The organism is Paenibacillus sp. FSL R7-0128, assembly GCF_038002245.1.
GTDB lineage: Bacteria > Bacillota > Bacilli > Paenibacillales > Paenibacillaceae > Paenibacillus_AQ > Paenibacillus_AQ silagei.
The window spans coordinates 5,560,450-5,581,401 of record NZ_JBBOCD010000001.1 but is presented as its reverse complement, the minus strand read 5'-3'; the positions used below and the strand labels follow the sequence as shown (position 1 = coordinate 5,581,401).

At 48.0% G+C, this 20,952-nt stretch carries 19 protein-coding genes; 12 read left to right on the top strand and 7 right to left on the bottom strand.

The features are described from left to right. The first annotated feature begins 140 nt into the window (after window positions 1-140). Window positions 141-1,814, top strand: a complete 1,674-nt coding sequence (locus NST26_RS23430; protein ID WP_340979856.1) for a GBS Bsp-like repeat-containing protein — start codon at window positions 141-143, stop codon at window positions 1,812-1,814. Between the two features lie 134 nt (window positions 1,815-1,948). Here the strand turns inward: NST26_RS23430 and NST26_RS23425 are convergent, their stop codons facing one another. The 3 genes from NST26_RS23425 to NST26_RS23415 all read right to left on the bottom strand — a co-directional run bounded on the left by NST26_RS23425 (window position 1,949) and on the right by NST26_RS23415 (window position 4,686). Next, a complete protein-coding gene (locus tag NST26_RS23425) occupies window positions 1,949-2,620 on the bottom strand; it encodes an SOS response-associated peptidase (RefSeq protein ID WP_340979855.1) in 672 nt (223 codons plus the stop codon). A gap of 128 nt (window positions 2,621-2,748) precedes the next feature. Next, complete coding sequence (locus NST26_RS23420) at window positions 2,749-3,552, bottom strand: hypothetical protein (RefSeq protein ID WP_340979853.1); 804 nt, start codon at window positions 3,550-3,552, stop codon at window positions 2,749-2,751. A gap of 36 nt (window positions 3,553-3,588) precedes the next feature. Then, complete coding sequence (locus NST26_RS23415; protein WP_340979852.1) at window positions 3,589-4,686, bottom strand: cohesin domain-containing protein; 1,098 nt, start codon at window positions 4,684-4,686, stop codon at window positions 3,589-3,591. A gap of 620 nt (window positions 4,687-5,306) precedes the next feature. On the opposite strand from NST26_RS23415, the gene NST26_RS23410 reads away from it, so the two are divergent. After that, window positions 5,307-5,756: a hypothetical protein gene (locus NST26_RS23410; protein WP_340950952.1), complete on the top strand. Its 450-nt coding sequence runs from the start codon at window positions 5,307-5,309 to the stop codon at window positions 5,754-5,756. A gap of 122 nt (window positions 5,757-5,878) precedes the next feature. Here NST26_RS23410 and NST26_RS23405 read toward each other — a convergent pair whose 3' ends face one another. Next, the gene (locus NST26_RS23405; RefSeq protein WP_339250088.1) at window positions 5,879-6,187 is read right to left on the bottom strand and encodes a DUF6809 family protein; all 309 of its coding nucleotides are present in this window, start codon (window positions 6,185-6,187) and stop codon (window positions 5,879-5,881) included. A gap of 141 nt (window positions 6,188-6,328) precedes the next feature. Here NST26_RS23405 and NST26_RS23400 point away from each other — a divergent pair, with 141 nt between their 5' ends. Further along, window positions 6,329-6,709, top strand: a complete 381-nt coding sequence (locus NST26_RS23400; protein ID WP_339250086.1) for a hypothetical protein — start codon at window positions 6,329-6,331, stop codon at window positions 6,707-6,709. A gap of 42 nt (window positions 6,710-6,751) precedes the next feature. Here NST26_RS23400 and NST26_RS23395 read toward each other — a convergent pair whose 3' ends face one another. Both NST26_RS23395 and NST26_RS23390 read right to left on the bottom strand, forming a co-directional pair. Next, window positions 6,752-8,491, bottom strand: a complete 1,740-nt coding sequence (locus NST26_RS23395) for a HAMP domain-containing sensor histidine kinase (RefSeq protein ID WP_339250084.1) — start codon at window positions 8,489-8,491, stop codon at window positions 6,752-6,754. Further along, window positions 8,488-9,222 (bottom strand): response regulator transcription factor, encoded by a 735-nt coding sequence (locus NST26_RS23390; protein WP_339250082.1) that lies wholly within the window; start codon window positions 9,220-9,222, stop codon window positions 8,488-8,490. The genes NST26_RS23395 and NST26_RS23390 overlap by 4 nt, the downstream gene beginning before the upstream one ends. A 204-nt stretch (window positions 9,223-9,426) precedes the next feature. On the opposite strand from NST26_RS23390, the gene NST26_RS23385 reads away from it, so the two are divergent. The 5 genes from NST26_RS23385 (at window position 9,427) to NST26_RS23365 (ending at window position 15,167) form a co-directional block, all read left to right on the top strand. Further along, the gene (locus NST26_RS23385; RefSeq protein ID WP_340950960.1) at window positions 9,427-10,110 is read left to right on the top strand and encodes a CPBP family intramembrane glutamic endopeptidase; all 684 of its coding nucleotides are present in this window, start codon (window positions 9,427-9,429) and stop codon (window positions 10,108-10,110) included. 193 nt (window positions 10,111-10,303) lie between these two features. Then, entirely contained in the window at window positions 10,304-12,115 is a 1,812-nt protein-coding gene (locus NST26_RS23380; RefSeq protein WP_340979850.1) for an ABC transporter ATP-binding protein, read from the top strand. A 70-nt stretch (window positions 12,116-12,185) separates the two neighbouring features. After that, window positions 12,186-13,877: an ABC transporter ATP-binding protein gene (locus NST26_RS23375; protein WP_340979849.1), complete on the top strand. Its 1,692-nt coding sequence runs from the start codon at window positions 12,186-12,188 to the stop codon at window positions 13,875-13,877. Between the two features lie 302 nt (window positions 13,878-14,179). Beyond that, complete coding sequence (locus NST26_RS23370; RefSeq protein ID WP_340950963.1) at window positions 14,180-14,629, top strand: macro domain-containing protein; 450 nt, start codon at window positions 14,180-14,182, stop codon at window positions 14,627-14,629. 163 nt (window positions 14,630-14,792) lie between these two features. Continuing rightward, entirely contained in the window at window positions 14,793-15,167 is a 375-nt protein-coding gene (locus NST26_RS23365) for a VOC family protein (RefSeq protein WP_340979848.1), read from the top strand. 20 nt (window positions 15,168-15,187) lie between these two features. On the opposite strand, the gene NST26_RS23360 is transcribed toward NST26_RS23365, so the two are convergent. Next, complete coding sequence (locus NST26_RS23360; RefSeq protein WP_340979847.1) at window positions 15,188-15,982, bottom strand: helix-turn-helix transcriptional regulator; 795 nt, start codon at window positions 15,980-15,982, stop codon at window positions 15,188-15,190. A 187-nt stretch (window positions 15,983-16,169) separates the two neighbouring features. On the opposite strand from NST26_RS23360, the gene NST26_RS23355 reads away from it, so the two are divergent. From NST26_RS23355 to NST26_RS23340, 4 genes are all read left to right on the top strand, one after another. Next, window positions 16,170-17,183, top strand: a complete 1,014-nt coding sequence (locus NST26_RS23355; protein ID WP_340979846.1) for a glycoside hydrolase family 5 protein — start codon at window positions 16,170-16,172, stop codon at window positions 17,181-17,183. Between the two features lie 58 nt (window positions 17,184-17,241). Next, the gene (locus NST26_RS23350) at window positions 17,242-19,188 is read left to right on the top strand and encodes an alpha-L-arabinofuranosidase C-terminal domain-containing protein (protein ID WP_340950971.1); all 1,947 of its coding nucleotides are present in this window, start codon (window positions 17,242-17,244) and stop codon (window positions 19,186-19,188) included. A gap of 414 nt (window positions 19,189-19,602) precedes the next feature. After that, a complete protein-coding gene (locus NST26_RS23345; RefSeq protein ID WP_340950973.1) occupies window positions 19,603-20,178 on the top strand; it encodes a TetR/AcrR family transcriptional regulator in 576 nt (191 codons plus the stop codon). Between the two features lie 65 nt (window positions 20,179-20,243). Then, a complete protein-coding gene (locus NST26_RS23340; protein ID WP_209877540.1) occupies window positions 20,244-20,855 on the top strand; it encodes a GNAT family N-acetyltransferase in 612 nt (203 codons plus the stop codon). Window positions 20,856-20,952 lie beyond the last annotated feature (97 nt).

The following is a 20,952-nucleotide window of genomic DNA, read 5'->3' as shown; positions in this document are numbered from 1 at the left end:
CCTGTCAGTAATGGCAGGGTGTTTTTTACATCAAGGAAAATCTTCCTTAACTACATATACATAATGTTCCATTACAAATATAATGATAGTTATCTGTATTTGCTGCATATTTTTTCTTAACTTGTGGGAGGAATTTTATTATGTCAAAAAGAATATGCTTGTCATTTTTATTACTAACTTTTTGTATGATTTTATTTTCATTTTCAGCACAGGCTCAAGTTAATACTATTACTAGCAATGGAAAATTAGTTGTTGATAGTACCAATACAACAAAAGATTATTTTGAAGTATCGGCGAGTGATATATGGTATATGGGGTGGCATAAAGCGGATAATTCTATTGATACTGGTCCTTATTTTGCTGTTTATAAAACCTCGGAAGGGTCAAATTCGGCAAAGTGGTACTCAATGCAAAAAGATAGTAGTAATGTGTATCGCTGGTCTTCAAAAGTATATTTTAACGATTTTTCTAACGCCACAGGTGAATACACAATAACTGTTTATCAAAATGGAATCGCGAATTATCCAGGACAAACGAGTGTGAAAGCAGAGTACTTTCTCGGCGAGCTTAAGGTTAATTATTTAGATGTCAGGACTAGTGAAACAAATACATATAAATCTAATTTCGACCTATATGCGAGAAATTCCCCAAATGTTCAAGGGATATTTTATGCTGTCTGGAGAACTGAAGATGGAGTAAATACAGCGAAATGGTTTGGGATGACAAAAGATTCCAGTGGTCAGTATGTAGATAATGTTGATATTCAAAATTTTGATTATAAAATAGGTGAATATCAAATTAATATATTTAAGACTAATGCAGACGGATCAAACAATCTCATTTCAAATACTAAAGTTAATGTAAACCCTGCAACTTCTAGCAACGAAACCATTCAAGGGGATTCATTTCCTGTATATGCGTATAAGATTAACCCTAATTTAACAAGCGCTTATTTTGCTGTTTGGAAAGATGAAGATGGAATAGATAATTCAAAGTGGTACGATATGACATATGATAATGTAAATAATCGTTGGAATTCAACGGTCAATATTTCAGATTTCAGCAATCGAGATGGAATTTATAATGTAAATGTTTATGGTGAGTTAGTGGATGGAACTTCAATTTTTCTTGGTCAAGTTAAGATTAATATGTTTGCAAAACAGGTTCCTGTCTTGATGTACCATGAAATTGGTGATCCCAGCACTGGGGCTGTATCGGCAACGGATTTCGAACAACAGATGCAGTACCTTAAAGATAATGGATATACCATGTTAACTTTTGATCAAATTGCTAACTATAAAAATTATGAGAAGCCCATCATTATAACGCTTGATGATGGTTACGCAAATAATATGCAGGCATATCAAATATTACAAGGAATGCAAACGAGTTCTTACAATCCAAAAGCTACAATTTTTATGATTGGCTCGTTTATTGATAATCCAAATGTTAATTATTTATCTGTAAGTCAAATGAAAAACATGAGTGATAGTGGGATTATTTCGTTTCAAAGTCATACTTACAACCATGTGGATCTTCGAAGAACAGATGTAGATGAAGGTTTGGAGTATACTACATCAGCACAAAAAATATTTTCGATAACGAATAAGCCTGTTAACGTAATGGCATATCCAGTAGGTGGGTACAATTCAATTGTAGTTGAGACCATAAAAAATACTGGTTACTTATATGCGGTTACAACTGATGATGGCAAATATATTGGTACTAATGATTTTGAAGGGAATTACCAAATTAAACGAATTGGTATTTACGGGAGTTTACCAATTACTGAATTTGCTGAAAAAATTGAATAGAACCTAAGAGACATTACTTTATTGCTTATATAATACCCTGGTTAAGATCGCCGGAAGTTGGTTCAAACGAGATTGATTTGAATTTAGAGCCTACTTAAACAAACCTGTCAGGCACATGCCCGGCGGGTTTGTTTTTATCCGATATTCTCGAGCAATTCTACAGAGTTATTTCGCACATTACCTCCAGCCGAAGGGACTTTATAAGCCCGCATTTTAGAGGCATCATATGGCCTCAGCAGCTTTAATAAGGATTCGACATCGTCATTATCTCTCTCCAGCCAATCGGCTTTATCCTCCGACCGGAGGATCACTGGCATACGGTCATGTATATCAGCCATTAAACTGTTTGGGGTTGTGGTGATGATGGTACATGTGCTGATTTTCTTGCCTTCCGGATCTTCCCATGTGTCATACAATCCGGCAAAGGAGAATATGTTGCCATCACTCTTTAAAATTCGGTAGGGCTGTTTGGTGGAACCGTCCTTTTTCCACTCGTAAAATCCATCCGCTGGTATGATGCAGCGTTTGGACTTCAACAAACGTTTGAAAGCAGGCTTCTGCGCAACGGTCTCAGCTCGAGCATTAATCATCTTGCTGCCGACCTTGTCATCCTTGGCCCAGAAAGGTACAAGCCCCCAACGAAGCTCCTCAAGACGTTTGCCATCGTTAGTCGCGATCACTGCTGGGATGTTATGCATAGGTGCGACATTATAGTTTGGCTGAAGGGTAGCTGTTTTGCTATCATCTATTAGGTAATGGGATAGTATCTCTTCCAGGGTTATTGTGATTGTAAAGCGTCCACACATGTTATCCACCTCCAAACATAGATGCCTTTATGATAATCATTAAATGGCGTGTTCAAACAAAAAACTCCTCTATCCAATTATAGCTCTTGGCTACTTTGGATAGAGGAGGTAAGTGTTGGGACTACTTATTAGGTTGTTGTATACTCACTTACTTCAAAGGTTAGGATTTTGTCGAAAACTACATAATCTTTACGTTTTTTGAAAGGGCCTTTGTTATTCGTGTGCTTATCAATTGCAAACGAGCCTGGGCCTCTGCCTGCATCACGGGCATCATACCAGTTTACGAATGCTTCAACTTCAGCGATTGGAAGGTCGTATTCCTTTTCGGTGCCGTTGATAAACGTAACTGTAAGCAGCGCTCGGTCACTTGATGGTTGTTCTGGTGTCGCAGTTGGCTTTGGCGTTGCAGTCGGCACCGGCGTTGCTGAAGGCGTTGGTGTTACTGTTGCTGTAGGCTCCGGAGTAGCTGTCGGTGAAGGACTAGGTGTAGGAGAAACTGTTGGTTCAGGCGTAGCTGTCGGTGTTGCCGTTGGTGTCGGCGATGGGTCTAGAAAGGGGTTGGTAGTCGAAATGTTCGTAGTGTTTCCAGTGCTTCCTGTTGAGCTAGTCCACGACACATTTGTAAGAGTAGCTCCTGCATTAAGTGTTACTTGCATGTATCGCATAACATATATCGAATGCGCATTTATAAAACTACCACTTAAAGGCATAGGCGAACCAACTGGAGTACTGAAAAATAGCTTCCCATTAATATCAAAAAATTTAAGATCTGTTCCTGTACCTGTACCGGTGAATTTAAAATTAGCTATATCTTGTCCATTACTACCAAAATCAATATATACCGTACCTGGACCAACACTTGCAAAAGCACCTTGTACTGGCAAAGCAGCAAACATTAACACTAAAGCTAATAATAGTTTTAACTTTCTCAATTATTACACCCCTCATATACATCTTGTTAGCGTTCTTTAGGTATTAGGTAAGTAATCCGGATTGTTTAAAAGCTGATCAACAATAAAAAGCAAGTCGTCGTCATTCACATATTCATCACCGGCTTGCTGAGCATTATACTTTACCGGATCAACATCAGGCGCAAAATATTTGAAGTACCTGGCATCTATCGCAAGGTCAACAAGGGTGTACGTACCTGACTTGTTGACGTCCGTTGCCTCGATGATGACACTGTCTTCCAGGCAGTTATCTTTCTCCAGGTCATATTCCTCTTCGGTATCTGCAATCCTCGATTTGGTTGCATCGACGACGGCTGTCCCTTTGGCTTTGGCCTTAAACTTGAGTTTTACGACAACAGTATCTTTATTGATGCCGTATTCTTCACCCTGACTTGCCACTACAAAGCGGACAGCACCGTTTTGATCAACGGGTTTATTGTACACTTTATAGCCCGTTACTTCTTCAAATCCGAGATACTGCAAGTGCTCCTTATCGTACTTTACTTCAAAGTCTTCAGCGTAAATATCCTTAACGTTTTTAAGTGATATATCCGCTGTGAACTCTTTGCCTAAACCGATTTTTTCTGGAGCAATGGCTACATCAAGAGTTGGTTTTAATGCGGGTGTTGGAGTAGGGCTTGGTGTAGGTTCAGGTGTGGCCGTTGGTGTAGGCGTTGATGTCGGTGTGGCCGTTGGTGTAGGCGTTGGCGTTGATGTTTCCGCCGGCGTTATAGTTATGAAGACATTAACAGAACTTGCTCTATTAGTACCAGTTAATATTATTTTATTGATATTTTGATACGAACCCACTGATATTACATTATTGTATCCCACGGTACCTATAGGATAAGTCCCAGAATCAGTAATAATACTTACATTAACTACATTAGGAGAACCGTCACTACCAGTGTATGATCCTCCTGCACCTTGTAGCTTGATTGAACTTGCATTAATAGGCTCAGATGCAATGAGCTCATTAGTGTCGTAATTGCGAACAGTAGTGGTGCCACTGTATACTGTTCCATCAAATTGTAAACCAGTAATTGACGGAGAAGCAAATGCAGTAGTTGCTACAAAGCACATGAATATTGTTAAGAACATAATGATTTTTTTCATATTAATCTCCTCACATAATGTTTTTCATAAGTTATTTCTATAACCATCTTATGTATCCGACAACTTGATAGTTTCATTTCTCCTTTCATTGAAAAATATGTATTAATGTTGTAATGTTGCTTGACTATCCTAAGACGAAAAATGTAATTCGTCTAAACATTAATTCTTATATTTGGGATATATAGATTGAAGACATTAAAAGTACATAATTATGGGAGTTAACACATATAATCAGGATTATTTAGAGAGCATTTGTTTGATTTAAATGCAAACAAATGTTCTTTTTTGGATTTGAAGAATATCGGTCATGAGGATGAGAACCGGTCAAACAATAGAAATTATATATCCGGATAAAGTCAGGCAACGAACACAGCGGAAATTGAGGTACTCGGGATTCGGTCATGGACCCCAAGGTTAACAAAAGCAGTAGTCGAACAATGTTGTAATTCAGATGAGAATTATGACAGAAGGTCACGTTAGGTTAGCTTTCTTGCAAGAAAAGCGGGCTATCTTTCCTGTGATTTTCTTTTTTTGAAATAACTCCTCGATAAGTTGTGAATAAATTCACATTTTAGAATTAATACTACATTTGCATTTAACTAATAAGGAGGTTGATTGAAGTGAGTGATAAAGTTCCAGGCTTCCCGGATAAATCTGATTTTGATCAAAGTAAGCTTCACGAAGCAACTGCAAGTTGGGATTTCCATCGTGATCCAGGCACTGGCGGAAAAAACTATGGGGAAGATCTGAAGGCTCCAAATGGTACAGTAGTAGTGGATTTCAACACACATATTGATGCCGACCATAACACCAAAGGAGGGGCAGATATACACGCTTACATTGAAGATAACGGTATGTATAGAATTCCTAGAGGTGTTCATGTAGGTCACAGACTGACGCCTGGTTCTATTGGAGGTCCAGGAGCATCCTATAAAGGGGAAATTACAATGACAGTTGTAAGTGATGCGGATTGGTGGCCTGTGGCAACCGAAGGCCCACATAAATTAATCAATTACAATAAAATAAAAATCCAGTCATGTTCTATGGCTGGATTTTTAGCTAGATCATAGATCTGATAAGGAGAAGCAGGATTTAAATGAATATAAAAGTGTGAGGAAACAGGGATGGCTTTAAAATGGAAATGTGACTATAAATGCATCGGATTCTGGGACCAATATCCTGTTAACTACTCTTAGCTTTGTCTGGAAATGCACTCAACCTGCCAGCAGGCCCCCTCCCCCGATAATACCTCCACCATAATCCCCGCTCCCAAGCGAAATCCATGCTTGAAACTAGCCGCCAACTCCATGCCATGAGTTTGGCCATACAAGTCTAACAGCGCTTCTAATTCGTCGAATTCTTCCGCTGAAAGCCGCTTCTTCCAAACCTCTATGATGTCATATGTTCTTTTTCTTAAAATGGAGTACTGTGGGGCATCGGGTATGATATTTTCATCGGGATGCAAGTTGCCGTGATACAGGCTCTCTAGAATACTATCCACTTGCTCATCTCCTTCATTGTTAAAGTACTTTGTGTTCAACAATAAAAGATATAAACTGGTATATCTACAGAGTATACTCTACAGAAGGATGGAATTGTTTTCTGAATCTTTCAACATCAGTATTTTTAAACGGAGGTACCCATGAATAAGAGAAACCTACTCCTTTCATTCATTCTTCTATTTGTTATTGCCTACATCGCGTTTGGGGCATGGATATCGCATGATACCAAAATCATATTAGAAGAAGCGATGAAGAAGGACGCTGATATGATCTACATGAGTCCTTCAGTATACAGCAAAATAAATCCTGTTGAACGCGGGATGACATCTGATGCTTTTGAGTATCATTCAAGCTCTCATCATATCGGCTTTGTATTGCCGCTGCACTTCTTCGCAGGTTCAAAGGTATATGTAACTCAGAAATATGAAGATAATAATTTTGCATTCAAAGAACCTGTTCAGTTAACGCTGAAATTAAAATCCGGGAAGTGGTACGCGACCAAGGTTAGTATTCAGCCTTAACGGGAATAAGGGCACCAGTTCATTAGAACTGGTGCCCTTATTTTAGCATGGCAAAACAATCTCAAACTCCGTGCCCTGCCCGATTGTCGAATGTACCTTAATTTCCCCGCCGTGTGCCTCCACGATGGTCTTGGCGATGCTCATGCCGAGGCCGGAGCCGTCGGTGGATTCCTCGGTGTTGGTTCCGCGGTAGTAGCGGTTGAATAGATGATGCAGTGTTTCCTCGTCCATCCCTTTTCCATTATCGAGTACCCGAATGCAAGCTTTATCGTTGACGCGGGCAAGAGTGACGGTAATAGTTGTGCCGGGCGGATTATGCTTGACGGCATTGGACAGCAGATTGTCCATCAGCCGCTGTAACCAGGTTACGTCTGCCTGTATGAGCAGGGAATTCTCTTCCCCGGTGTACTGAAATAGATACTCAGACATAGTGGCGTCATTGACGTACTTTAATACGGAGCGGCGCACCAATTCTGTCAGATCTGTCTCCCGGCGCACCATGATGGAATCGCTCTGCTTAAGCTGATGGATCAGGGAGAAGTCGGAGATCAGCTCCAGCATGTAATCCCCTTTTTCCCGGATGGTCGCGCCCATGATCCGCATTTCCTCTTGGCTCCATTGCTCAGGCAGCTTCTCCAGCATATACCCGTAGCCTTGAATCGTGGCCAGGGGTGTGCGCAGATCATGGGAGATCCCTGACATCCACTCCGCTTGCTCCTTCTCCAGCCTCTTGCGGTCCCTCTCGATTTGCGCCAATTGATGAGTCATCTGATAAAAGGCTTGAATCACTTCCTGATAGAGCCTGTTGCGGGTTCGCATAGTGCCATTACGGCGGAAGACCTTGCGCTTGTCCTTGGCGGTCAGCACCTCATCGTACTGGCCCTGGCCCATCCGTTCGAACCAGCCTGCGAACAGAATCAGGGGCCGCCCGAAGCGGTAGCCATGCCAGATGGAGACCGACAGCGCGAGGATCAGGATCAGCACGGCAGTCCAGATGAGTCTCGGCGTTACATTTTCCAATACAGGATGCTTCAGGGGGAGTCCTGCTGCATGGGGCGTGTAGACGATCCAGGTCATTCCGCTCAGCTCGTCCCGGTGGGCCGCAATCCCCGCGTCATAGTTGTCTGGAGATTGCTGGATGGCGAGAATGTCCAGGGGCCGATATGCTTTTGGTGCATACGTCTGATCACCAATGCCTTGTACGGTGTTACTCTCAGAATCAATCACTTGCAGATAACTGCCAGTCTCCCGAAGCTGCTGTTCCAAGAGGGGAACGGCTTCACTTCTTATCCTTCCTTGCTGTCCGTAAGCGTTGAACCACGCCGTGAGCTGGTCCAGGTCAGGGGTTGGATAGCCGAGTACATATAGAAGCGGGTCCTGAAACGAGAAGTTCAGTTGTGTCTGCACAGCATAAGCTCCCAGTCGCCGTGTCTCCTGGATATTGAGCAATTGAGCAGTGGAGTAGGAGGCAGGGAGTGCAGGGTAGGGAGTTGTATTGATACTGTAGACGACCTCTCCTTCGGCACTAACTACCTGCAGCCACATCTCTTTCTCCTCAATAAGCTTGTTCCACTGGGAGAAGATGTGAAGCTTCCCGTCTTTGTACTGGGCTTCTTGGGCAATCTGCTCCAGGACGCCAACCGGAAAGTTCCGGCGGATCTCATTGCTGGTCATGTTCTGGAATAACATGATGCAGGCAGCCAAGGCAAGGGTCACAATCGCTAGAGCATAGAAAATCAACTGATACGTGAAATGGAAGGCCATGCGCTGCTGGATTTTCATCGATCCCCCGGCTCCTTCACCAGCTTGTAGCCGAGTCCGCGTACCGTAAGCAGCAGCTTCGGGTCGCCGGGATCGATTTCGATCCGCTCCCGGATGCGGCGGATATGCACCATCACGGTCGAATCATCGCCCTGGCCGTTGATGCCCCAGACCTTGTCGTAGAGCTGGGTTTTGGAGAAGACGATTCCGGGATGCCGGCAGAAGTGCAGTAATAGCTGGAAGACCTGTGCAGGGCAAGGAATAGGCTGTCCCTCTACAGTCAACTCACCCTCCGCCTCGTTAACGGTGAAACGGCCGAACCGGTAAATTCCTGCATCGGGAACCTTCGCAGCAGCGGACGCCAGGACTTCCGGCTCCAACCGGCGTATGCGCGCTTGAATTCTTGCGGCCACCTCCAGGGGGTTGAAGGGCTTGGTGATATAATCATCCCCGCCCATGGCGAAGCCTCGTAGAATATCGAGATCAGTGGCCTTGGCTGTCAGGAACAGGATATAAGGATTCCCGTATTCGCGGATCTTGGAGCAGAGCTCCAGCCCACTGCCGTCGGGAAGCATGATGTCGAGCAGGACGATATCGGGGACCACGCGTTGCACCAGGCTGATAGCTTCAGCACAAGTGGAAGCCCCATATAGTTGTTGAAAACCTTCGCGGCGAAGCACCATTTGCAGCATGGTGATGATCGAAGGTTCGTCGTCAATGATCGCGATTTTAATCGCGGATAGATTTGGCATTTTGTCACCCTAGTTCAAAATAGCATAGTTATCTTAACAGAACCTAAACAGCGGGGACAAAATTAAGCCAAAATTCAGCGTTTCGTTTAAGTTCCGTTCCGGCGGGGTTGGTAGGATAGGTCTGAGCAGCACAATAGAGCTTCGATGAGAAGAGTAGGAGGAAAATAGTATGTGTATAAATGGTCACGATCTGGGGGAATGGCAATGAGCAGCCCTTCCATGTCTGAAATGACTCACACCCGGCCCGGCTGGCCGGAGATTCTAACTGCACTGTCCCTCTATATGATCGGCGTCGTATTCCTTGGTGTCTGGATGCTTCAAATTCCTGATGAGCAAGCCATCTTGCGTATTAATATCGGTGGGGCGGGCAATGGTCTGATTGGCTTCCTGGCTCTGTTTGCAGCCTACGCCCTGCGGATTCGCAATTTACGTGCTTTCGGGTTTCGGAGGACGGAGCGGAAATGGCTGCTGGTGGCGGTCGTCATCGGGATTGCCGCGTTCGGGGGATGTTTTGTGATCGAAGGGATCTATTATCACTTTATTACCGAGATCAACACCCAGGCAGACTTCCAGACAGCAGCGCAAGGCGGTCCGCTCTCGCTCTTCATTCTGATTATCACCGGGGCCATCCTCACGCCGCTCAGCGAGGAATTTGTCTTCCGCGGCGTCATTGCCAATGCCCTGAACCGTTATGGCCCATGGGCCGGAATCGTAGGCAGCGCTGCAATCTTCGGCGTGGTTCATGGATTCACCGTGATCCTGTTAGACGCATTCATGGTCGGCGTTCTGGTGGCATACCTGTTCCGCAAGACAGGCTCCATCTGGCCGGGAGTCGTGGTGCATATTGTGTATAATGGCCTTAATCTTCTCTATTATTCTACGTTGTAGATGGAGGAGGGAGTGAGTACTTAGGCTGTCGGGAGATTCCCGGCAGCTCTTTGCATTAGTTTGAAAGACCAACCCCTATAATCTGACAGGTTATTCCTCCCGTATGGAAATGATACTATGAATTAGGGCACGCTTTGCGAGTTTTCCTATTGTGATTCGTCCCTAATATCATTCATTCCAACAAGGAGATCACATGCTTACTTCAAGAAAATATACAGTATTCGATCTGATCGGGATTCCGCTTCGGGTGATTCCGGTGCAGACGGTGGCGGCGGTGGGGTATATGCTGGTGGATGCTCTGATGCCTGCTTATCAGACGCTGGTGATGGCTTATTTCATTAATACGGCGACCCATATTGTGAATGGCCGGGCGGAGTATTCGTTAATCTATAAGCCGCTTGGGCTGATTATGGGTTATGTAATCGTCACTCATCTGCTCCCCAGTCTGATGCAGTTGGTTGAGTTGACGGGGCGCAATCGGCTGAATGTGCGGCTGAAGCGGGAGATGGTGCTGAAGCAGGCGCGGCTTGCGTACCAGCATATTGAGAATAAGGAGACCTCGGAGTTAATCCATAGGGTGTGCGGAGATCCGGTGGGTCATTTCATGGGCGGGTTCAACAATATGATGAGTGGACTGAATCTGCTGATTGGGACCGCTTCGCTGCTTGTGATTGTGATGTCGTCCACGTTCATTACAGGGATTGTGATTGTGCTGGTTGCGGTGCCTTTGTTCTATATTGCCATGAAGACGGGCAAGGCGAATTATGTGCTGGGGATGGATGCGCAGCGGATACGGAGGAGGAGTGCTGAACTGGCGCAAATTTTGACTAGCCGGGAGGATGCGGAGGAACGCACGTTATTCGGGTATGGTCCGGCGCTCAGGGATCGGTACGGCAAGCTGTATGATCAGACGTACGCGGTGGAGAAGAAGATACAGATCCGAAGCTTCATTCATCTGAAAAGCGGCTCGATCATCGCCCTGCTGATCGGCATCATTATAGTGGCCTTGCTGTTACCTGCGCTGCACTTGGGTGAGCTAACGATTGGCCTGTACATCTCGCTGGTGACCGCGATCTTCAGTCTCGTGCAGAGGATGTCCTGGCAGTTAGCCGAGACGATGCAGGAGCATGCGCGGATGAAGGAGTATCTGCAGGACTTCTCTGTTTTTGCCGGACTAAGTGAGAAGAAGGATGCTGCTGCTCTACCTGTGGAGTTGGGCGGCTTCGTCTTTCAATCGCTGGAATTCAGGCAGGTGAGCTTCCGCTACCCGGATACGGAGAGATACATATTGAATCAATGCTCGTTCACCATGGTTAGCGGGAAAAGCTATGCCATTGTCGGGGAGAACGGGGCCGGTAAGTCCACCCTGATCAAACTGCTCACCGGGATGTACGATAACTACGAGGGTGAGATCTTCATTAATAATAAAAATCTGCGGGAGTACAGCTACGCGGAGTTGAAGGGCATCATTGCGGTGGTCTTTCAGAATTTCGCCAGGTACGCACTCTCGATCCAAGATAATGTAAGGCTGGGGAACATTCTGCGGCTGGATGAAGAGCGAATCCGTCACAGCATAAGCAGGATGAATTTGGATGGGATGGTCCAGGGGCTGAAACCCGGTCTCAACACCTATGTCGGCTTAATCAAACAGAACAGCGTGGATCTCTCCGGCGGGCAGTGGCAAAGGTTGGCGATAGCCAGACTGTTGTATTCTAATTCTGCCATCCATATCATGGACGAGCCTACCGCTGCGCTGGACCCGATAGAAGAGAGCAGACTATATGAAATGTTCAGCAGCATCCGCGCAGACCGGTTCACCATATATATCACCCACAGGCTGGGCGCAGCGAGAATCTCAGATGAGATCCTGGTGGTGCGTAGCGGGCGGATTGCGGAGCAGGGCTCCCATGAGCAATTGCTGGAACAGCCGGACGGGATATACCGGAAGATGTTCGCCAGCCAGAAGTTGTGGTATGAGGCAGAGAGTAAGGTGCAGCATGGATAGAATACAGGGGCAGGGGTTCCTGAGGAATGGGGTCAGATGCCTGCGGCTTTTATTCCAGGTGAATCCCGGGATGTCTTATACGTATATCGGCATTGCCTTGCTCCAGGCGGTCTCCTGGGTGCTTCAGGTGTTATTCATGCAGAGATTTCTTGATGCGGCGGCTGCATATGCTGCTGGTAGAATAGGCTTCAGGATGATTCTCCTGTCCTTGGGTGCGCTGGCGCTCATGTATCTGTTCTATCATGTCATGGACGGACTCGGGAACTGTTATGAGGAGATTTACGGGCTAAGCGTGGGCAAGCACCTGAACCTGTTGATTTTTAAGAGAGTAGATTCGTTACAGGTCTCTGAATTCGAGAACACGAAGCGGCTGGATTATATCCACAAGGCTGTGAACGGGAGCGGCAAGCTGATCTGGATCGGGACGACCTTACTGGACATTCTGTTCTACTATACGACTTATTTCGTGTTCATCGGGTGGTATCTGTTCACGCTTAAGCCAGTGCTTGCGCTAAGTATTGTCGTCGTATTCATCCCGGTGATGCTCTCCCAATGGGTGCTGATGTCAGCATTCAAGAATCTGGAGGCGGCATCTGCCCCGATCCGGCGGGAAAGTGACTACTATGAACAGTGCTTGACGGACAAAGCGTATCTCTCGGAGACCCGGCTGCTGGGGGCGGCTGCATTTTTCGAGAATTTGTATACGTCTGCCCTGCAACGGTTGAACGCTATTGTACTTCGGACGCAGGTACGCAAGCATCTCGTGCAGCTCATACTGAATGTAGTGACGGTTATGGGCTACGGCCTGATCGTGTATATGCTGTTTGTGTCTGTGATGAAGCAGGAGATTTCGATTGGAGCTTTTGCGGCGGTGCTGGCTTCGATTGGCAGTCTGTACCGGTTCATGAACAAGCTGATCACCGAGAGAATCGCCTGGGCTACGGAGAATATCGGGTCTACTGAGAATTTTCTGGATTTCATCGACGAACCTGTTCATGCGACTAATAACCTGCCAAGGCCCGCAGACAGTGATATTGAGCTACAAGGTGTCCGGTTCCGCTATCCGCTGGCAACCCGAAATGCGGTTGAGGAGATCGACCTGATCATCCCGCATAAGCAGACACTGGCGATTGTAGGCGAGAATGGAAGCGGGAAGACCACGCTGTGCCGCATTATTATGGGGTTATACCCGCCTACGGAAGGGGAAGTGTGGTACGGGAACGTGGAGGCTTCGCGGACTAGCTATGAGCGAACGTCGGCTGTTTTTCAACATTATCGCAAGTATAATGAGACCATCCGGGAGAATGTGCGGATCAGCCAATATTCTAAACTAGCAGATGATTCCGAAGTAGTATCCGTGTGCGAGGAGGCCGGGGTGCTTTTATCCGGTGAAGGGGTTAAGAGAGGGCTAGATACGATGCTGGGACGCGAGTTCGGGGGCACGGATCTATCCGGCGGCCAGTGGCAGCGTGTAGCGATTGCGCGCGGATTGTTCCGCGACAGCGATTATATGATCTTGGATGAACCTACGGCGGCCATCGATCCCCTGGAGGAGACCCGTCTGTATAACGACTTCGCCGCCCTGTGCCGGGATAAAACCGCAATCCTCGTCTCCCACCGGTTAGGCTCTGTGAAGCTCGCGGACCGAATCCTCGTGATGAAGGACGGAAGGATCGTGCAGGACGGCACGCATGAGCAGCTAATGAGCATAGAGGGTGAGTACCGGACGATGTATGAGGCGCAACGGAAGTGGTATGTGTAGTAGGGGGCGGAGGATTCATATAGAAGGAACTGATATAATTCTAAATACAAGAATGAGTTAGATTGAACTTGAAACTATTCGGATAGGGAAGAGTGACGGAGGAGAATTTTGGAGCTGGAGGAGCGGTAGCGTCCGCCTTTGTCACCGGATTTCTACTGCTAATATAGTTCAAATTAAGAAATCCGGGGACAACAGCGGCCGGAAGGCCAAACATTCTCTGGAGTCACGACTATCCCGGAACGGACATCCTTAAGTTCAATCTATCTGCCAAACACCAAAGTCACAACAACAAGGAGAGAACCATGACCATCCAAATCGTAAACGGCGATCTATTAGAGGCCAGTGAAGATATTCTAGGGCACCAGGTGAATTGTCAGGGGGTGATGGGGTCGGGGATTGCGAAGATTCTGCGGGACCGCTATCCGAACTTATATCCTGAGTATAAAAAATACTGTGACCAGTACACGCCTGACGAGCTGCTTGGACACTGCCAGCTGGTGCAGACGGGCGCGAAGTACACGGCGAATCTGTTCGGCCAGCTTAACTATGGAAGAAGCAAAATCCGGTATACCGATTATGCTGCGCTGGAGCAAGCGTTAACCACTCTGAAGATAGAAGCGCAAGCCAAGGGTCTGTCTGTAGCGCTCCCGTACAACATTGGCTGCGGGCTGGCGAATGGGGAGTGGAGTGTGGTGGAGCGGATGATAGGCAAGGTTTTTGCAGACTATGAAGTTACTTTGTATAAGATTTAAATTATCTGTGCGCTATACTTCTGCTATCTATAAGCTTTAAGTTATGAAGCAGTCCGCCTTAGAGGGGGCTGTTTTTTATAGATTTATATTGCGAATTACTATAATATAGAATTATATTATGAAATTAAGTTTCATTAGATGAAACTTTTGAGGAGGAAGAGGTATGGCTTACAATTTTTATGGTCTAGACCATGTACAACTGGCAGCCCCGGAAGGTTGTGAAGCTGAGGCCCGGAGATTCTTCAATGGGTTGTTAGGCTGGATGGAGATACCCAAACCAGAATTGTTGCAAAAGCGTGGCGGAGTTTGGTTCCAATGTGGGACGCATCAAGTACATATCGGGGTGCAACGGGATTTTGTTCCCGCAACCAAAGCGCATCCGGCATTTCATGTACAGCACTTGAATGAGTTGTGTGAGTACCTGCTGCAGAATAACATTCAAGTCACGAATGATGAAGCGAGGGCGGATGAAGGCGTTAAGCGCTTCTATGTAAACGACCCTTTTGGGAATCGTCTTGAGTTCTTGGAATATCACTAAAAATAAAGCCAGACTGTTTATCAGCGGTCTGGCTTTATTTTGTGCTCCCTGTACTGGGTGGGCGTCTGGCCCAACTGCTGCTTGAACTGGCGCATGAAGTGGATCTCGCTGGCGTAGCCGCTCATTTCGGCGATTTTTTTGATGGAGATGTCTGTGGTGGTGAGCAGGTATTTGGCATGTTCGATCCGGCTGGCAATAACGTCGGCCATCGGGCTTACGCCGAAGTAATCTTTATACAGGTGCTGGAAGCAGGAGCGGCTCATGGTCAACTCGTGGGACAGCCCATCGATGGTCCAGTTCAGGAAGGGCTGGTTGAAAATTTTGGTGCGGATGACGGACATCTTGTTGAAGTGCGTGTTGCCGACTTCCTTCTGGGTAGAATGAATCCGGTTGCTCAGCTTAATGAAGAATAAGCGCAGATATAATTCGATGGTCTCGTTCTTATGCGGGTTCTCGGAATACACCTCATAGCACAAATGGTTAATGATGATCGACAGCTCGTTCAGGTCGCCAATCGGGATGACTTCATCCCTGGGGATCGCCAGCCGCTCCAGCAGCGCTTCATCGTCCAGGTTATCCAGCCGGAAATGGAACCAGTCATTGGTAAACTGTGAACCGTAAGCCCGGTAGAGCTGAGGGGTGTGCTCGCTGTATAGAATGAAGGAGTCCGGCCCTGTAACCCGGCTCTCTCCCTCCAAAGTGAAGATGGCCGGGGTCTTCAGCAGCAATAGCATATGGTCGCCCGAGCCCTGGGGCCGGTTAATGATGAAGTCCGCGTCATGGCTGTGGTTGTAGCCGATATTGTGTATGTTCATAGGAGCCTCCCGCATAGCAGATAGATCTATTGTAAAAGCAAACAGGCTGCCTTGCAAAGGGAGATTGCACAATATGTTAGTACTTACGCACGATGTGTAATTGTTCTGCGGCCAGGGTTTATCTATGCTTAAGACAGGTAGAAGTAAGAGCTTACAATGAAGGCTGAGGCCGGAGAGGATGATCGTGATGAAAGAGTGGACGGGTTATTCAAGAGGGGTGAATCTCGGAGGCTGGCTGTCCCAGTGTCCGTATCAGCATGCCCATTATGAGAGCTTCATTACGGAGAAGGATATCGAGACCATTGCTTCCTGGGGCCTGGACCATGTCCGGCTGCCGGTGGATTATGAAGTGATAGAGGATACAGGGAATGCAGAGGCTTACGCCGGGTTCAAGCATATCGACAACTGTATCCGCTGGTGTGCTGCTAATGGGCTGAATCTCATTATTGATCTGCATAAGACGCCGGGCTTCTCCTTCAATAGCGTGGCCGAGAATTCCCTGTTCGATGACCCGGCGCTCCAGGAACGGTTCCTGAATCTGTGGAAGGCGATTGCCAGCCGGTATGCCGGCTATAAAGATACTGTGGCTTTTGAATTGTTGAATGAGATTGTGGAGAAGGACAGCAGCCGCTGGAATGCGCTGGCCCACCGGACGATTGCGGAGATCCGCAAGCATGCGCCGGAGACCAAAATCGTTGTCGGAGGTATCCAGTGGAACAGCGTCCATACGCTGGCGCTGCTGGATCAGCCTTTTGATGAGAATATCGTGTACACCTTCCACTTCTATGAGCCGTTCCTGTTCACACACCAGCGTGCGGCTTGGGTGGAGCAGATGCCAAAGAGCAGCATGGACTATCCGGGTGACCTGGAGAACTACCGTAGCACTTCGGCGGCCATTGGCGCTTTTGGCTCGGGGCTTCATGTAGAAGGTATCCACGAGATGGGTCCGGCATACATGACCAGTCTGATCCAGAACGCCATCGATGTTGCAGCAGAGCGGAACGTGTATCTGTACTGCGGAGAATATGGTGTCATTGAGCAAGCGCCATCGCAGAGCGTGGTGAACTGGTATAAGGATGTACATGGAGTGTTCGAGCAATACAAGATCGGCCGGGCCGCATGGACCTATAAAAAGATGGACTTCGGCATCTCCGACCGTTACGACAGCAGCATTACGTCTGAGATTATTTCTTATTTGTAGGCGTGGATAGAGAGAACTGGAAGAAATACAGACAAGGGAAAGTGGCGGAGGGAAATAAATGAAACTACAAATTACAGATAAGCCCGCTGTATCGATATACAAGGGGATGATTGGGCTGTTCTTCGAGGATATCAACTATGGTCTGGACGGCGGGCTGCATGCCGAGATGATTGAGAACCGTTCCTTTGAGTTCATGAAGGCGCAGGGCGACAGGGGGAGCTACAGCGAGAGCTATAACGGCCTCTACGGCTGGACGGCATATCCTGCAGAGGCCAGCGGGGCCACGCTGAAGATTGAGATGGAGCATCCGCAGAATGAGGTGAATCCTCATTACCTGGCGTTTACCGCCGGGGAGATGCAGAACGCTTTTACCAATAAGGCCTATGATGGAGTCTCTCTGAAGCAGGGACTATCGTATGAGGTATCCTTCTATGCCAGAGCGGAGGGTTATGCAGGCGGCATTGAAGTTTCGGTTGAGCAAAATAGTACGGTTATGGCGCAGGCTGTCATCGCGACAGCGGTAGGGGAAGAGTGGACACGCTATACAGCGCAGCTTAGCTGCAATGAGCCTGTGTCGTATGGGGATTTCGTCATCCGGCTGGATGCTCCGGGTACGGTCTGCTTCGACTTCGTCTCCATGATTCCCTCCGACGCGGTGCTGGGTCTGTTCCGCCGGGATCTGGTCGGGCTGCTGGAGGAGATGAAGCCAGGCTTCCTGCGGTTCCCCGGAGGGTGTATTGTTGAGGGCTATAACCTGGAGAACCGCTACCAATGGAAGCGGAGTGTGGGCGCCGCCGAGCAGCGCAAGAATAACAGCAGCCGCTGGGCGCTGCACGGCAATCATGAAGAGAATCAGTACACGAGCGAGTACAGCCACTATAATCAGAGCCTGGGGATTGGTTTCTATGAGTATTTTCTGCTGTGTGAATACCTGGGGGCGCGGCCGATTCCGGTGCTGAATGTCGGGCTGGCCTGTCAGTTCCAGTCTACTGAGCATGTGGGCGTACATGATGAAGATTTCCAGGAGTATATCCAGGATGCGCTGGACTTGCTGGAATTCGCCAACGGACCGGTGGATTCACCGTGGGGCCACTTGCGGAGTGAGATGGGTCACCCAGAGCCATTCGGTCTGGAGATGATTGGAATCGGCAATGAGCAGTGGGAGACGGAGCATGCGGACTTTTTCACCCGGTACGATCTGTTCGAGCAGGCGATTCATGCATCGTACCCGTCTGTGCAGCTAATCGGGTCTGCGGGGCCGGATGTCAGCTCGGACAACTATACCCGGGCGTGGGAGTATTACCGTAAGCGGGCCGAGGGTAATCCGAACTTCGTCTACGCTATCGATGAGCATTATTATGTGAAGCCGGAATGGCTGTGCGAGAATGTGCATTTCTATGATGAGTATCCGAGGGAGATCAAGGTGTTCGCTGGAGAATATGCGGGTCACTATGGCAACGGGATGAATGCGCCGCACTTCAACAGCTGGGGCGCTGCGCTGGCAGAAGCTGCATTCCTGACAGGCCTGGAGCGCAATGCCGACATCGTCGTGCTGGCCTCCTATGCTCCGCTGTTCGCCAGACTCGGATACGCCCAGTGGTCGCCGGACATGATCTGGTTCGACGGAGAGAGCAGCTACGGTACGCCAAGCTATTATGTGCAGCAACTGTACAGTACGCTGATGGGAACGAAGGTGCTGCAGACGGTGCATAATCAGGAGGAGATTCCTTACACGGTCTCTTATGATGAGAGGCAGCAAGTCCTGTACGTGAAGCTGGTGAACACGCAGGACCGTACCGTTCAGGTGGAGCTGGAGACAGCACTGTCCTTGACCGGAATCGGCGAGGCGTATGTCATGCAGGGACAGGAAGCGGAAGTGAACTCTATTGAGGCTCCGCGCAACATCGCGCCTAAGCGTGTGCCGCTTGAGACCGCGAACTCCATGGTCTATACGCTTGAGCCCAAGTCGTTCCATGTGCTGCGGATGGAGTGTGGGGTGGAATAGGTTAGGTGAGCTGAGGATCGCAAGATTAAATATAAGGAATATGGGGGAGACGGTAGGTTGCCGTCTTCCCTTCTTTTTGTAGGAGTGAGTTTAATTGTATTCCGTACATCTAAAAGTAAGCTGAGTTAACTGCATTCTGTACAATTAAAATGAGGCGAAAGCAGACTTTTAGATCATTTACTTATAAATAGATGTACCAAATGCAATTAAACCGCAACATAGAGCCTGCATTGTTCAGTTTAGTTGCATGAAATACAGTTAACCCTTCGCCAACGTGCATTGGAGGTTTGACACCACCCACCTCCCGGTATAAAATAAACTTAAATGATAGATAAACATCTCATTATAATAATTAAAGTATCATTATGTTAACTGAAATATCACTCATCCTACAGCAGAGGCAGGCCTATATTCATGAAAACCAGTGTTAAAGATACCAAACGGAAGGCCATTCTGGATGCATCGACGGAGCTGCTGGCGATGAAGCCGACGGCTACACTGCAGGAGATAGCAGATCACGCAGGGATCGGTATTGCGACGCTGCACCGGTATTTCTCTACCAGGGAGCTGCTGCTGGATGCGCTGGCGCTGAATGCGATCGGGCTAGTGGAAGAAGCGCTCGGGGGAGTTACCGCAGAGGAGCATGATATGCTCCCGTTCCTGACGGAAGTGTTCGAGGTGCTGATTCCTTTGGGCGGCAAGGTGTCTTTTCTCAGCTCTGCAGCCTCAGTGGACGAGAATCCGCATATTGTAGCCGAGGAAGCAAGGATCAAGCAGCCGCTGCGTGAAGCGGTGGAGGGCTGGCAGGCACGCGGTCTGCTGAATACCGGAATGCCCGCCCACTGGATCATCACGGTCATGTATAATCTTTTGTTCGTTGCCTGGCAGGAGATCCAGAAAGGGAATCTGGCGAAGAATGACGCTCCGAAGCTGCTGGTAAATACAGTCCTCCAAGGCTTCGGCAGAACAGGGCAAGGGGACTGCACGTAACCGTGAAGAGGGCACATTCACCAAGGCAGATAGAATCTGGAGTGGAACAATAAGGAGGAACCTGTATGTCAACGCTGCAAGTAGAGATTGTGAGCCGGCTGGATGAAGAACAGAAACGTGAGGTCGCCAGGCTATATTATCAGGCTTTCACCTTGAAATTCAGTGGAATATGGATCTTCTCCCGTGAAGAGCAGGATATTGTGGAGGTGCTGAGCCGCTGCCTGCGTTATGACAACGCCCTGTACGCGGTGTATGAGGGAAGGGTCGTAGGCTTTGCCGGTCTGGAGACAGGCGATGGCTTCTTCATGATGCTGAGCTACCGTTCGCTCAGACAGACCTTCGGTGTGCTCGGCGGCGCTTGGCGTTACGCAGCTTATGGCTTCTACCGCCTGCTCAATGGCAATACCCCCTCTAATGCAGTGCATATCGATCCGCTTGTAGTGTCCGAGCAGGCCAGAGGACTGGGCGTCGGAACCCGGCTGTTGGAGGCCGTCTTCGCGTGGTCCCGGGAGGCGGACCGCAGTAAGGTGATGCTGGAGGTTGTTGATACCAACCCGCTGGCTAAGAAGTTGTATGAGCGGGTGGGCTTCCGGACCTTCAAGGTACAGAATACCCGCTTGTTCTCCGCTCAGGCCGGCTTCCACAAAGTGCTGCATATGGAGAAAATGCTGAACTAGCCCGGCACTCATTCCCGATCCGCAGGAGGATCGGGAATTTTCGTGTTTTGGGAGATGGGGAGATGAGGAAAGAGGGGCTGGATAAATCGCCCGAAAG